The organism is Pantoea sp. Cy-639 (assembly GCF_011752525.1).
In the GTDB taxonomy this organism is placed as follows: Bacteria; Pseudomonadota; Gammaproteobacteria; order Pseudomonadales; family Pseudomonadaceae; genus Aquipseudomonas.
Window position 1 is genome coordinate 95,874 of record NZ_VWXI01000009.1, and the last position, 12,407, is coordinate 108,280.

The 12,407-nt window shown below is 65.8% G+C and carries 15 protein-coding genes; 5 read left to right on the top strand and 10 right to left on the bottom strand.

The window, feature by feature from the left end; genetic code table 11:
- Positions 1-3 precede the first annotated feature (3 nt).
- The 4 genes from rlmH to F3J43_RS13100 are packed head-to-tail and all read right to left on the bottom strand — an operon-like array spanning position 4 to position 2,886.
- Complete coding sequence (gene rlmH, locus F3J43_RS13085; protein ID WP_023631106.1) at positions 4-471, bottom strand: 23S rRNA (pseudouridine(1915)-N(3))-methyltransferase RlmH; 468 nt, start codon at positions 469-471, stop codon at positions 4-6.
- A 9-nt stretch (positions 472-480) separates the two neighbouring features.
- On the bottom strand, positions 481-909 hold the full coding sequence (gene rsfS, locus F3J43_RS13090) for a ribosome silencing factor (protein WP_166886727.1): 429 nt from the start codon (positions 907-909) through the stop codon (positions 481-483).
- 44 nt (positions 910-953) lie between these two features.
- The gene (gene nadD, locus F3J43_RS13095; protein ID WP_286184548.1) at positions 954-1,613 is read right to left on the bottom strand and encodes a nicotinate-nucleotide adenylyltransferase; all 660 of its coding nucleotides are present in this window, start codon (positions 1,611-1,613) and stop codon (positions 954-956) included.
- A gap of 1 nt (position 1,614) precedes the next feature.
- Entirely contained in the window at positions 1,615-2,886 is a 1,272-nt protein-coding gene (locus tag F3J43_RS13100) for a glutamate-5-semialdehyde dehydrogenase (protein ID WP_166886734.1), read from the bottom strand.
- A 249-nt stretch (positions 2,887-3,135) separates the two neighbouring features.
- Between F3J43_RS13100 and F3J43_RS13105 the strand changes: the two genes are divergently transcribed.
- A complete protein-coding gene (locus F3J43_RS13105; protein WP_166886738.1) occupies positions 3,136-3,828 on the top strand; it encodes a DNA-3-methyladenine glycosylase in 693 nt (230 codons plus the stop codon).
- A 3-nt stretch (positions 3,829-3,831) separates the two neighbouring features.
- The gene (locus F3J43_RS13110) at positions 3,832-5,148 is read left to right on the top strand and encodes a bifunctional DedA family/phosphatase PAP2 family protein (RefSeq protein ID WP_166886741.1); all 1,317 of its coding nucleotides are present in this window, start codon (positions 3,832-3,834) and stop codon (positions 5,146-5,148) included.
- A gap of 4 nt (positions 5,149-5,152) precedes the next feature.
- On the opposite strand, the gene F3J43_RS13115 is transcribed toward F3J43_RS13110, so the two are convergent.
- From F3J43_RS13115 to F3J43_RS13125, 3 genes are read right to left on the bottom strand one after another with little or no spacing between them, the layout of a single operon-like run.
- Positions 5,153-5,743, bottom strand: coding sequence for an LON peptidase substrate-binding domain-containing protein (locus F3J43_RS13115; RefSeq protein WP_166886744.1), 591 nt, complete (start codon positions 5,741-5,743; stop codon positions 5,153-5,155).
- Positions 5,744-5,752: 9 nt separating this feature from the next.
- Positions 5,753-6,469 carry an LrgB family protein gene (locus tag F3J43_RS13120; RefSeq protein WP_166886747.1) on the bottom strand — a complete coding sequence of 239 codons (717 nt, stop codon included), beginning with the start codon at positions 6,467-6,469 and terminating at the stop codon, positions 5,753-5,755.
- Entirely contained in the window at positions 6,466-6,828 is a 363-nt protein-coding gene (locus tag F3J43_RS13125; RefSeq protein WP_166886750.1) for a CidA/LrgA family protein, read from the bottom strand. Before F3J43_RS13125 ends, F3J43_RS13120 begins: the two co-directional genes overlap by 4 nt.
- Before the next feature lie 150 nt (positions 6,829-6,978).
- Here F3J43_RS13125 and F3J43_RS13130 point away from each other — a divergent pair, with 150 nt between their 5' ends.
- The 3 genes from F3J43_RS13130 (at position 6,979) to F3J43_RS13140 (ending at position 9,998) form a co-directional block, all read left to right on the top strand.
- A complete protein-coding gene (locus F3J43_RS13130; RefSeq protein WP_166886753.1) occupies positions 6,979-7,434 on the top strand; it encodes a MaoC family dehydratase in 456 nt (151 codons plus the stop codon).
- 158 nt (positions 7,435-7,592) lie between these two features.
- Positions 7,593-9,326, top strand: a complete 1,734-nt coding sequence (locus tag F3J43_RS13135) for a C13 family peptidase (protein WP_166886756.1) — start codon at positions 7,593-7,595, stop codon at positions 9,324-9,326.
- A 27-nt stretch (positions 9,327-9,353) separates the two neighbouring features.
- On the top strand, positions 9,354-9,998 hold the full coding sequence (locus F3J43_RS13140) for an oxidoreductase (protein ID WP_166886759.1): 645 nt from the start codon (positions 9,354-9,356) through the stop codon (positions 9,996-9,998).
- Positions 9,999-10,084: 86 nt separating this feature from the next.
- On the opposite strand, the gene F3J43_RS13145 is transcribed toward F3J43_RS13140, so the two are convergent.
- From F3J43_RS13145 to mpl, 3 genes are read right to left on the bottom strand one after another with little or no spacing between them, the layout of a single operon-like run.
- Positions 10,085-10,372, bottom strand: coding sequence for a YceK/YidQ family lipoprotein (locus F3J43_RS13145; protein ID WP_166886762.1), 288 nt, complete (start codon positions 10,370-10,372; stop codon positions 10,085-10,087).
- Positions 10,369-10,998: a flavin prenyltransferase UbiX gene (ubiX, locus tag F3J43_RS13150; protein WP_166886765.1), complete on the bottom strand. Its 630-nt coding sequence runs from the start codon at positions 10,996-10,998 to the stop codon at positions 10,369-10,371. The genes F3J43_RS13145 and ubiX overlap by 4 nt, the downstream gene beginning before the upstream one ends.
- Positions 10,995-12,344, bottom strand: a complete 1,350-nt coding sequence (gene mpl, locus F3J43_RS13155; RefSeq protein ID WP_166886768.1) for a UDP-N-acetylmuramate:L-alanyl-gamma-D-glutamyl-meso-diaminopimelate ligase — start codon at positions 12,342-12,344, stop codon at positions 10,995-10,997. The genes ubiX and mpl overlap by 4 nt, the downstream gene beginning before the upstream one ends.
- Positions 12,345-12,407 lie beyond the last annotated feature (63 nt).

A 12,407-nucleotide genomic window follows, 5' to 3' on the forward strand; every position in this document is an offset into this window, starting at 1 on the left:
GTTTCATTTGTGGTAGGGATGCCCGGACAACACGGTCCAGGCCCGATAGATCTGCTCGCCGATGAGTATCCTTACCAACGGGTGCGGCAAGGTCAGCGGCGACAGCGACCAGCGCTGCTCGCTGCGGGCGCAGACCTCCGGCGCCAGCCCTTCCGGGCCACCCACCATCAGGTTGACCGTTCGCGCATCCAGGCGCCAACGGTCCAGCTCGCCAGCCAGTTGCTCGGTGCTCCAGGGCTTGCCATGGACCTCGAGGGTGACGATGCGTTCCCCTGGCTGCACCTTGCTCAACATCGCCTCGCCCTCCTGACGGATCAGGCGGGCGACGTCGGCGTTCTTGCCACGGGTATTCAGCGGTATTTCCACCAGCTCGAGCGCAAGCTCCGGGGGCAGGCGCTTGGCATACTCATGCCAGCCTTCCTCGACCCACTTGGGCATGCGCGAACCGACCGCGATCAGGCGCAGACGCATGGCGCGACCTTACTCGCGACCCTTGAGCTTGTCGGCATACTCGTGGGCATGCTCCGGGCTGTGGTGCTTGCCGTCGGCCGAGCGGCTCTGCTCGGCGCCCAGCCACAGGCGCTCCAGGTCGTAGAACTGACGGGCGGCGGCAGTCATCATGTGCACGATGACATCGTTCAGGTCGAGCAGCACCCAGTCGCTGTCGCCCTTGCCTTCTTCGCCCAGCGGCTGCACGCCCTTGGCCTTGACCGCTTCACGAACTTTTTCCAGCATCGCGCTGATCTGGCGGTTGGAAGTACCGGTGGCGATGATCATGTAGTCGGTCAGGCTGTGCTTGTCACGCACGTCGATGACCTGGATGTCCTGGGCCTTGACGTCTTCCAGCGCGACCTTGGTCAGTTCGACCAGCTCTTCGCCACTGATGCCATTGATTTTCTGCTTGGTCATATAAAACTCGTTCAACTCATTAAGTGAGGCGCCCACAGGCGCCGTCAGTTGGACGCACGATACAGGTCGTGCGCCTCGATGTAGGCCAGTACTGCGTCCGGCACCAGGAACCGCACCGACTTGCCGCTGGCCAGCAGCTGTCGGATCTGCGTGGCGGACACCGCGAGCGGCGTCTGCCAGACGAACGAAATGTGCCCCGCCGGGCCGGACATGGCGGTGGGATCGCTCTCCGAGCGCGCCGCCAGCAGGTTGCGCAGCTCGTCAGGGGGTTCGACATCGGCATCCGGGCGTTGCAGCACCAGGATGTGACAGTGTTGCAGCAATTCTTCCCAGCGATGCCAGCTGGGCAGACCGCAGAACGCGTCCCAGCCCAGCACCAGGAACAACTGGTCGTGCGCATTCAACTGCGCACGGATCGATTCGAGGGTATCGATGGTGTACGACGGCTTGTCGCGCGCCAGTTCGCGGGCATCGACACTCAGGCAGCCGACCCCGGCTACCGCGCTACGCACCATGGCCAGCCGGTCCTCGGCCGCCACCTGCGGCGTGTCGCGGTGCGGCGGACGGGCATTGGGCAACAGGCGCAGTTCGTCCAGGCGCATGAACTCGGCCACTTCCAGCGCACTGCGCAGGTGACCGATATGCACCGGGTCGAATGTGCCGCCGAGAATGCCGACGCGCCGGACCGCTACCGCCTTGCTCAACTCAGCAGGACTCCTGGCCGCGCAGCTGGCCATCGCCGATCACCACGTACTTCTCGCAGGTCAGGCCTTCCAGGCCGACCGGGCCGCGGGCATGCAGCTTGTCGGTGGAAATGCCGATCTCCGCGCCCAGGCCATACTCGAAGCCATCGGCGAAGCAGGTCGGGGTGTTGAGCATGACCGACGCCGAGTCGACCTCGGCCATGAAGCGCCGGGCCTGGCCCTGGTGCTCGGTGATGATCGAGTCGGTGTGGTGCGAGCCGTAGTGGTTGATGTGCTCGATGGCCTGGTCCAACCCGTCGACGACGCGAATCGACAGGATCGCATCGAGGTATTCGGTCTGCCAGTCGGCCTCGCTGGCCGGCTTGGCGTCGATGATCGCCCGGGTGCGCTCGCATCCGCGCAGTTCCACGCCCTTCTCCAGGAAGCGGCGAGCCATCTCCGGCAGGAAGCGCTCGGCGACCTGGGCATCGACCAGCAGGGTCTCCATGGCGCCACAGATACCGTAGCGGTAGGTCTTGGCGTTGAATGCCACGCGCCAGGCCTTGTCCAGCTCGGCATGCTGGTCGACGAACACATGGCAGATACCGTCCAGGTGCTTGATCACCGGTACCCGGGCATCACGGCTGATACGCTCGATCAGGCCACGTCCGCCACGCGGGACAATGACATCGACGAACTCCGGCATGCTGATCAACGCACCGACCGCCTCGCGGTCGGTGGTCTCGACCACCTGCACCACCGCCGGCGGCAAGCCGGCCTCGGCCAGGCCACGCTGGATGCAGGTGGCAATGGCACGGTTGGAGTGGATGGCTTCGGAGCCGCCGCGCAGGATGGTGGCGTTACCCGATTTCAGGCACAGGCTGGCGGCGTCGATGGTCACGTTGGGGCGCGATTCGTAGATGATGCCGATGACGCCCAGGGGCACGCGCATCTTGCCGACCTGGATGCCCGACGGCCGGTAGCTCATGTCACGAATGGCGCCGACCGGGTCCGGCAATGCAGCCACCTGGCGCAGCCCGGTGATCATGCCGTCGATGCGCGCCGGCGTCAGTGCCAGACGATCGAGCAACGCCGGTTCCAGGCCATTGGCGCGGCCGGCGGCGAGGTCCTGCTCATTGGCTGCAGTGAGCACGTCGCGTGCGGCGTCCAGGGCGTCGGCAGCCGCCTGCAGGGCGCGGTTCTTCTGCGCGGTGCTGGCACGGCCGATCACCCGCGAGGCCTCACGGGCGGCGCGACCCAGGCGGGTCATGTAGTCAAGAACGGACTCAGTCATGGGCTCGGTGTCTTGGCAAAGGGGAAATCGGCTGATTATAACTGGAGCGCTCGGGTACGCCCAGCGGCGGGAGGCGGATGGTAGAAAATGACTGCTCCAATGTGCAGTAAAGATGTAACCACCCGTATCTCCATCGCCCTGGAGCCAGGCATGGCGGGCTCTTGCAGCGAAGGTTGTCGCTGTTGATTCAGCCTCGATTAAGCCATTCGTTGCTATCATTCGCGCCATGACAGCCCACGAAGCGCCCGCATGCCCGATACCGCTCCCTGCCCGGCCCGCGTCCTGCCCGACAGTTTCTTCGACCGCGACGCCCAGACCCTCGCCCGCGCCTTGCTCGGCAAGGTGATCCGTCACCGCCAGGGCGACCTGTGGCTGGCGGCGCGCATCATCGAGACCGAGGCCTACTACCTCACCGACAAAGGCAGCCATGCCTCCCTGGGCTATACCGAAAAACGCAAGGCCCTGTTCCTCGACGGCGGCCACATCTACATGTACTACGCCCGTGGCGGCGACTCGCTGAACTTCAGTGCCCAGGGGGCCGGCAACGCGGTCCTGATCAAGTCGGCCTACCCCTGGACCGATGCCATCTCCGGCGCTGATGCCCTGGCCCGGATGCAACTGAACAACCCCGACGCCAGCGGCAACCCGCGCCCGCCCGAGCGCCTGTGCAATGGCCAGACCCTGCTGTGCCGTGCCCTGGGCCTGAAAGTGCCGCACTGGGATGCCCAGCGCTTCGACCCGGATCGCCTCTATGTCGAGGACTGCGGCGTCGAGGTGCCCCACGTGCTGCAGACCACTCGCCTGGGCATCCCCCACGGGCGTGACGAGCACCTGCCCTACCGCTTCGTCGACGCCGCCTTCGCCCGCTTCTGTACCCGCAATCCACAGCGCCGAGGCCAGGCCCCGGGACGCGACTACTTCATCCTCGAACAAGGAAACTGACCCATGGGCCAATGGCTGGACAGCCTGACCGCCTGGCTAGGCGCCAACCCGCAGTGGCTTGGCCTGGCCATCCTCGTGATCGCCTGCATCGAGTGCCTGGCGATCGCCGGCATCATCGTGCCCGGCACCGTGTTGCTGTTCGCTGTCGCCGTGCTGGCCGGCAACGGCGCGCTCGGCCTCGGCGAAACCCTGCTGCTGGGCTTTCTCGGTGGCTTGCTGGGCGATGCCCTGTCCTACGCCGTGGGCAGGCATTTCCACCAGAACATCCGGCGCCTGCCATTACTGCGCAGCCATCCTCAGTGGATAGGCAGCGCCGAGACGTACTTCCAGCGCTACGGCATCGCCAGCCTGCTGGTCGGCCGCTTCATCGGCCCGCTGCGTCCCATGCTGCCAATGGTCGCCGGTATGCTCGACATGCCCCTGCCGCGCTTCATCGCCGTGAGCCTGCTGGCCGGCGCTGGCTGGTCGGTGGCCTACCTGCTGCCTGGCTGGGCCACCGGCGCGGCCATGCGCCTGCCGCTGCCGGAAGGATTCTGGCTGCAAGCGGGCATCGTCGTCGGCACGCTGGCGGTGCTGATTGGCCTGAGCGTGAGCTACAGCCTCCGCGACCAGCGCAACGGCACCCGCCTGATCGCCGCGCTCAGCGGCGTGGCAGTGGCGGCGCTGTTCCTTGGCTGGCCCTACCTGCCAGCGTTCGACCAGGGCGTGATGACCCTGGTGCAGGAGCACCGCAGCCAAGCCATCGATGGCGCGGTGGTGATGATTACCAAGATGGGTGATTTCCATACCCAGTTCTTGCTCGGCGGCCTGTTCACCGGCCTGCTGCTGCTGACCCGACAATGGCGCCATGCGGTGTTCGCTGGCACCACGATGGTCGGCACCGCGCTGGCCAATGGCACGCTGAAATGGTTCTTCGCCCGCGCCCGCCCGGACGTGCTGGCCGATCCGCTGACCAGCTACAGCATGCCCAGTGGCCATAGCTCGGCATCGTTCGCGTTCTTCCTGGTGCTGGCGGTCCTGGCCGGACGCGGCCAGCCGCCACGCATGCGCCTGACCTGGGCGGTGCTGTGCTGCCTGCCGGCGCTGGCAATCGCCCTGTCACGGGTCTACCTGGGAGCCCACTGGCCCACCGACATTCTTGCCGGCGCCCTGCTGGCCGCCTGCGTCTGCGCGGTGAGCCTGAGCCTGGTACAGCAGCGCCAGATGCTTGCGCCGCTGGTGCCACGCGCCTGGTGGCTGACGCTCCCGGCCTGCTTCGCCCTGCTGGCGTTCTTTGCCCTGCACGCGCTGCCCAAGGCGATCCTGCGTTACCAGTATTGAACCGTCAGGCGAACAGTTCGCCCTGAATTCGCTCCAACAGCGCCTGGATCGCCTCCAGACGCTGTTGTGGCGAATCGATCGCCAGCAGGTCCAGCTTGTCCTCCTCCATGAACGGCAGCAGATAGGCCAACTGGTTGGCCAACGATTGCCGTCCGTCCACGTCGCGCGGCATGTCCAGCGCCTCGACCATCGGGTGCTCGCCCAGCGCCAGCAGCAACGCCAGCAGGTCGTCGTCATGCTCCACCAGCGGGCTGTCGGCCAGCTCCGGCAACCAGCGCACCTCGCCGACCAGCAACTGGTCCTTGCGCACGTCGGTCTGCTCGACGCGAAAACGCCGCACACCCTCCACGCGGATCCCCAGCAGGCCGTTGTCCTGCTGCACGAAGTCACGAATCAGCGCCTCGCAGCCCAGCGAAGCCACCACCGGCGGCGCCTTGCCCACCTGCTCGCCTTCGAGGATGCAGACCACGCCAAAGCCTTCGCCCTGTTTCATGCAGCGTCCGATCATGTCCAGGTAACGGGCCTCGAAGATCTGCAGATCCAGCAGACACCCCGGAAACAGCACGGTATTGAGGGGGAACAGCGGTAGTGTCATGTCGACTCCTCAAGCCACCAGGCTGACCGCCAACGGCAGGAACACTGCCGTGGCCACTCCCATCAGGCTCATCGCCAGCGCGGCGAAGGCGCCGCATTCATCGCTTTCCTGCAGGGCCACCGAAGTGCCCACCGCGTGGGCAGTCACCCCCAACGCCATGCCCCGCGCCTCGGGACTGAGCACGCCAAAGCGGGTCAGCAGCGCCGGACCGAAGATCGCCCCGATCACCCCGGTGATCAGCACGAACACTGCCGCCAGCGCCGCAACGCCACCGATCTGCTCGGCCACCAGCATGGCGATCGGCGAGGTCACCGACTTTGGCGCCATGGTCATCAGGATCATGTGTTCGGCGCCAAACCAGGCGCCCAGCGCCAGGCATGCCACGGTGGCGAACAGGCCTCCGACTACCAGCGTAGTAAATGTCGGCCAGAACAACTGACGGATGCGCCGCAGGTTGAGGTACAGCGGCACCGCCAGCGCCACGGTGGCAGGGCCGAGGAGAATGTTCATGATCTCGGTGCTCTTGCGGTACTCGGTGTAGTCGATGCCGCAAGCCAGCAGGATGCCGATCACCACCAGCATCGATACCAGCACCGGTTGCAGGAAGATCCAGCGGGTTTTCTCGAAGGCCGCCAGCACCAACTGGTAGGCCGCCAGGGTGATACCGATGCCGAACAACGGGTGGTGGATGACCGCTTCGAGCGCGCCGTGCCAGTCGAGGATCATGGCTGCTCCTCGCGCTTGCCCTGGCGGTGGATGAGCTTCTGCATCAGCACCCCGACGAATACCAGGGTCACCAGGCAGGAAATCAGCAAGGCCCCGACGATGGCCCAGAAATCGGCGGCGATGTCCCGGGCATAGACCATCACCCCCACCGCCGGCGGCACCAGCAGCAACGGCAGGTAGCGCAACAGGCTGCCCGCGGCGTCGTTGAGCGGCTTGCCGACCTCGCCGCGAATCATCAGGAAGACCAGTAGCAACAGCAGGCCGATGATCGGCCCGGGCAGGATGTGCAGGAACAGGTGATTGATCGCCGTCCCCAGCAACTGGAACAACACCAGCCAGGTCAAACCACGCAACAGCATACGGACCTCCCTCAGAGCATGGCGGCCATTATAAGCACGCCAACTCAGTGCCTATAAGGCGATATTCGCCGAAAAGCGGGCAACTTGACTGAAACGGTTCGCCGTGCTGATCTTGCACCTTCGTACCAAAAGACAACCTGGAGAGTCGCGATGCCCTATGTACCTGTTACAGAGCTTTCGCAGTACGTTGGAAAGGAACTGGGACGTTCCGCCTGGCTGAAGATCGACCAGCAACGCATCAACCTGTTCGCCGAGGCCACCGGCGATTTCCAGTTCATCCATGTCGACCCGCTGAAAGCAGCCAAGACCCCGTTCGGCAGCACCATCGCCCATGGTTTCCTCACCCTGTCGCTGATCCCCAAGTTGATGGAAGACATCCTGGTCCTGCCCGAAGGCCTGAAGATGGTGGTCAACTATGGGCTGGACAGTGTGCGCTTCATCCAGCCGGTGAAGGTCGACAGCAACGTGCGCCTGAAGGTCGAGCTGGTCGATGTCACCGAGAAGAAGCCAGGACAATGGCTGCTCAAGGCCACCGCCACCCTCGAGATCGAGGGCGAGGAAAAACCGGCTTATATCGCCGAGCCACTGTCGCTGTGCTTCGTCTGAGACGCAGCGACCACTCGCTCCTGTAGGAGCCCGCTTGCTGGCGAAACGCTGGCCGGTATTCGCCGGCAAGACCGGCTCCTGCAGCTCTCTCGCGGCCAGATTCACGCCTCCACGCATTCTGCGGCATACTCGGCGCATCGTTTTCCCCGGAAGCCGCCATGCGCCCCCTGCTGCCCCTGACCTTGATCCTGCTGCTCGCCGCCTGTGGCGAAGGCGAACCGTTGTCGCCTCCGGATGCCCGCCTGCCCGATGGCGGGCGCTACCGCGGCCAGGTGGTCGACGGCCTGTTGCAGGGCGAGGGACGTATCGACTACCCCAACGGCAGTTGGTACGCCGGGACCTTCAAGGACGGCCAGTGGCATGGCCAGGGCGAATGGCATGGCAGCAACGGCGAGGTCTACCGCGGCCAGTTCAGCGAGGGCCTGTTCCAGGGCCTGGGCGATCTGACCACACCCGGCAGCCACTATGCGGGCACCTTCAAGCATGGCCGTCGCGATGGCGAGGGTACGCTCAAGCAACACGACCAGACCTACCGCGGCCAGTTCAAGGACGATCAGTACGATGGCGCCGGCCAGCTCGAGCTGGCCGACGGCAGCCGCTACCAGGGCCTGTTCGCCAAGGGCAAGCCCAACGGCGCCGGGGTACGCAGCGACGCCAGTGGCAACCAGTACAGCGGGCACTTCATCGATGGCCAGTTGCAAGGCGCCGGCACCTACGACAGCAGCGATGGCGAGCAATACATCGGCGAGTTCAAGGACAACCGCCTTGAAGGGCGCGGTCGCTACGAGAACACCGACGGCGACGTGTGGATCGGTGACTTCAAGGACGGCTCGCTGGTCGGCGAAGGCGAGTTGCTGGGCAGCGACGGCAGCCACTACAAAGGCGGTTTTCGCGACTGGCACTTTGTCGGCAAGGGCAACCTGCAATTGGCCGACGGCAGCCAATACACCGGCGGCTTCGCCGACGACGCCTACCAGGGCCAGGGCCGCCTGACCCACCCCGACGGCCGGATCGAGAGCGGGACCTGGGCCAACGGCGTGCGGGTGCGTGACGAACAGGGCAAGCTGTTGCCCGATCCTCTCGACCTCGCCCTGCTCAACCAGGGCAAGTTGCTGGACGATGCCCTGGCCCAGGTGCCGCGCTCGGTGCCACCGGTCCAGCTGTACAGCCTGGTGCTGGCCGGTGACGGACAGCAAAGCGTGTTCCTGCGCGAGGCCGACTATGTCAGTCACATGCTCAAGGTGCGCTTCGGTGCCCACGGCCAGGTAACCCTGGTCAACCATCGCGACCATCTTGCCGATCGCCCCATGGCCACTCGCGAGAACCTCACCCGCGCCGCCCGAACCCTGGCCGAACGCAGCGGCCCCGAAGACCTGGTGTTCATCTACCTGACCAGCCACGGCAGCCACGATCACCAACTGGTACTCGACCAGCCACGCCTGCAACTGGCCGACCTGTCCGCCGATGAACTGGCCAGTGCCCTCGCCCCACTCAAGGGTCGCGACAAGGTCATTGTCATCTCGGCCTGCTATTCCGGAGGCTACATCGCCCCGCTCAAGGACGACCGGACCCTGATCATGACCGCCGCACGCCCCGACCGAGTGTCGTTCGGCTGTTCGGAGGAGGCTGATTTCACGTATTTCGGCGACGCCCTGTTCGCCCAGGCGCTGAACCAGACCGACGACCTGAAACAAGCGTTTGAACTGGCGCGACAAAGTGTTGCCGAAAGAGAACGCAGGGAAGGCTTCGAGGCCTCCGAACCACAGCTCTGGGCGCCGCCGAGCGTGATCGCGCACTGGCAGCGCCTGCGCCGGCAACAAGCCGAGCAAGCCTTGCGCAATGAAGCCCAGCCAGCCTCAGGAGAGCAGGCGAAAAACCCCGCCAGCCACTAAGCTGAACAGTACCAAGGGAGAGACATCATGTACTTGACGCCTCAACACGTCCTACTTGCCGGTGCCACCGGTCTGACAGGTGAACACCTGCTCGACCGCCTGCTCAACGAGCCGACCATCAGCCGTGTGCTGGCACCCACCCGCCGGCCGCTGGCCGAGCATCCGCACCTGGAAAACCCGGTGGGCGACCCGGCGGTCTTTCTCCCGCAACTCGCCGGTCGTGTCGACATCGCCTTCTGCTGCCTGGGTACCACGCTCAAGCAGGCAGGTTCGGAGACCGCCTTCCGCGCGGTGGACCTGGACATGGTGGTGGCCTTCAGCAAACGCGCCCGCGAGATGGGGGCCCGCCACCTGCTGGTGGTCAGTGCCCTGGGCGCCGACCCCAAGTCGTCGGTCTTCTACAACCGGGTCAAGGGCGAGATGGAAGAGGCACTCAAGCAGCAGGACTGGCCGCAACTGACCATCGTCCGGCCTTCGCTGCTGCTCGGAGAGCGCCTGGAGCCCCGCATGGGCGAGATGCTCGCAGCGCCGTTCTCGCGCCTGATCCCCGGCAAGTACCGCGGTATCGAGGCCTGCACCCTGGCCCGGGCTCTGTGGCGCCTGGCGCTGGAGGAAGAAGACGGGATTCGCGTGATCGAGTCGGACGAGTTGCGCAAACTCGGCAAGCAGTAGGCCATCTGACCTGTCGCGGGGCAAGCTCGCGCCCACCAAGCGCCCGGCACAACGTGGCGCGTGGGTGCGGGCTTGCCCCGCGTGCCTTACAACCCGCCCGTGGCGTTGAAGCCCACCCCCGCGGCCGTCAGCAATGACAACGGCAGCAGCAAGGTATCGAGCAAGGCGCTGCCCGGCAGGTCCAGCCGCGGATAGGCTGGCGCCCTGGCGCCAAACCGATCCTCGGGGCAGCACCCGCCATTGATCGCATACAGGTCAAGGCGGGCTCCGGCATAAACCACCGGCACGCCCGGCCGGTTGGCATCCAGCGTGCGCACCGTGGCACACCCACCCAGCTGGACCAGCATCAGCAACCCGAGCAGCGTCGCCCTCAATCATCGACCCCGTAATGGTGCTCGCCCCAACGCGGCAGCATGTCCTGGGGAATGTTCAGCAGGTTGAGGATCCGCGCCACGACGAAGTCGACCAGATCGTCGATGGTCTGTGGCTGATGGTAGAAGCCCGGTGCCGCCGGCAGGATCACCGCTCCCATCTGCGACAGCTTGAGCATGTTCTCCAGGTGGATCGTCGACAAGGGCGCCTCGCGCGGCACCAGAATCAGCTGCCGGCGCTCCTTGAGGGTGACATCGGCGGCGCGCTCGATCAGGTTGTTGCAGGCCCCGGTGGCGATCGCCGACAGGGTGCCGGTGGAACAGGGCACCACCACCATCGCCGCCGGAGCGCCGGAGCCCGAGGCCACCGGCGACATCCAGTCCTCCTTGCCATACACGCGGATCTGCCCGTCGGCAGCGCCGGTGTACTCGGTGAGGAACGCCTGCATCGCCTGCGGCTTGGCCGGCAGCAGCACGTCGGTCTCGGTGGCCATCACCAGTTGCGCGGCCTTGGATACGAGAAAGTGCACCTCGCGGTCCTCGCGCACCAGGCAGTCGAGCAGGCGCAGGCCATATTGGGCGCCGGAAGCGCCGGTCATGGCCAGGGTGATGCGCTCCGGACCGCTCACTTCAGCGCCTCGGCCAGCTTGCCGTGCAGGCCGCCGAAGCCGCCGTTGCTCATGATCACCACGTGGGTGCCTGGCCGGGCCTGGCCCTTGATGCGTTCGATGATCGCCTCGAGGCTGTCGGCCACCACGCTCGGCACCTTGCACTGGGCGGCGGTGCCGGCCAGGTCCCAGCCCAGGTTAGGCGGTGCGTACCAGATCACCTGGTCGGCGTCGTCGACGCTTTGCGGCAGGCCATCGCGGTGGGCGCCCAGCTTCATGGAGTTTGAGCGTGGCTCGATCACCGCGATCACCGGGGCTTCGCCGACGCGCTTGCGCAGGCCGTCGAGGGTGGTGGCGATGGCGGTCGGATGGTGGGCAAAGTCGTCGTAGATGGTCACGCCCTGCACCTCGGCGACTTTCTCCATGCGCCGCTTCACGCTCTTGAACGCACTCAGGCCCTCGATGCCCATGGCCGGCGCCACGCCGACATGACGTGCGGCCGCCAGGGTGGCCAGGGCGTTGGCAACGTTGTGCTGGCCGGTCAGGGCCCAGTCGACCACGCCTTGGGCCTGGCCTTCGAACAGCACTTCGAAACGCGAACCGTCGGCGCTGAGCAGGCGCGCCTGCCACTGGCCACCTTCGCCGGTGGTCTGCACCGGGGTCCAGCAGCCCATCTCGATCACCCGCGCCAACGCCTGCTCGGCGGTCGGGTGGATGACCAGGCCTTCGCTGGGGATAGTGCGCACCAGATGGTGGAACTGCCGCTCGATGGCCGCCAGGTCCGGGAAGATGTCCGCGTGATCGAATTCGAGATTGTTGAGGATCGCGGTGCGTGGATGGTAGTGCACGAACTTCGAGCGCTTGTCGAAGAAGGCGCTGTCGTATTCATCGGCCTCGACCACGAAGAACGGTGTGCCGCCCAGGCGCGCCGACACCGAGAAGTTCTGCGGCACGCCGCCGATCAAGAAGCCCGGGCTCATGCCAGCGTGCTCCAGGACCCAGGCCAGCATGCTGCTGGTGGTGGTCTTGCCGTGCGTACCGGCCACCGCCAGCACCCAGCGGCCCTGCAGCACGTGGTCGGCCAGCCACTGCGGGCCGGACACGTAGGGCAGGCCCTTGTTCAGCACGTACTCCACCGCCGGGTTGCCCCGCGACATGGCGTTGCCGATCACCACCAGGTCTGGCGCGGGTTCCAGCTGGGCCGGGTCATAGCCCTGGGTCAGCTCGATGCCCTGGGCCTGGAGCTGAGTGCTCATGGGTGGGTAGACGTTGGCGTCGGAGCCCGTGACGCGGTGGCCGAGTTCCTTCGCCAGCACGGCCAGGGAACCCATGAAAGTGCCGCAAATACCAAGAATGTGAATGTGCATGATCGACCTCGCAAAACGTCGAGGCAGGGTAGCCCAGGGCGCGGGAAATCGCACCCGGTGTTT

Bases quoted from the DNA above. Each gene is read 5' to 3' on its own strand.
- F3J43_RS13140 (WP_166886759.1), top strand. From the start codon at position 9,354: ATGTACTTGACGCCTCAACACGTCCTACTTGCCGGTGCCACCGGTCTG.
- rlmH (WP_023631106.1), bottom strand. From the start codon at position 471: ATGCGTCTGCGCCTGATCGCGGTCGGTTCGCGCATGCCCAAGTGGGTC.
- rsfS (WP_166886727.1), bottom strand. From the start codon at position 909: ATGACCAAGCAGAAAATCAATGGCATCAGTGGCGAAGAGCTGGTCGAA.
- F3J43_RS13115 (WP_166886744.1), bottom strand. From the start codon at position 5,743: ATGACACTACCGCTGTTCCCCCTCAATACCGTGCTGTTTCCGGGGTGT.
- F3J43_RS13130 (WP_166886753.1), top strand. From the start codon at position 6,979: ATGCCCTATGTACCTGTTACAGAGCTTTCGCAGTACGTTGGAAAGGAA.
- F3J43_RS13135 (WP_166886756.1), top strand. From the start codon at position 7,593: ATGCGCCCCCTGCTGCCCCTGACCTTGATCCTGCTGCTCGCCGCCTGT.
- F3J43_RS13120 (WP_166886747.1), bottom strand. From the start codon at position 6,469: ATGATCCTCGACTGGCACGGCGCGCTCGAAGCGGTCATCCACCACCCG.
- F3J43_RS13100 (WP_166886734.1), bottom strand. From the start codon at position 2,886: ATGACTGAGTCCGTTCTTGACTACATGACCCGCCTGGGTCGCGCCGCC.
- F3J43_RS13110 (WP_166886741.1), top strand. From the start codon at position 3,832: ATGGGCCAATGGCTGGACAGCCTGACCGCCTGGCTAGGCGCCAACCCG.
- F3J43_RS13105 (WP_166886738.1), top strand. From the start codon at position 3,136: ATGCCCGATACCGCTCCCTGCCCGGCCCGCGTCCTGCCCGACAGTTTC.
- mpl (WP_166886768.1), bottom strand. From the start codon at position 12,344: ATGCACATTCACATTCTTGGTATTTGCGGCACTTTCATGGGTTCCCTG.
- F3J43_RS13125 (WP_166886750.1), bottom strand. From the start codon at position 6,828: ATGCTGTTGCGTGGTTTGACCTGGCTGGTGTTGTTCCAGTTGCTGGGG.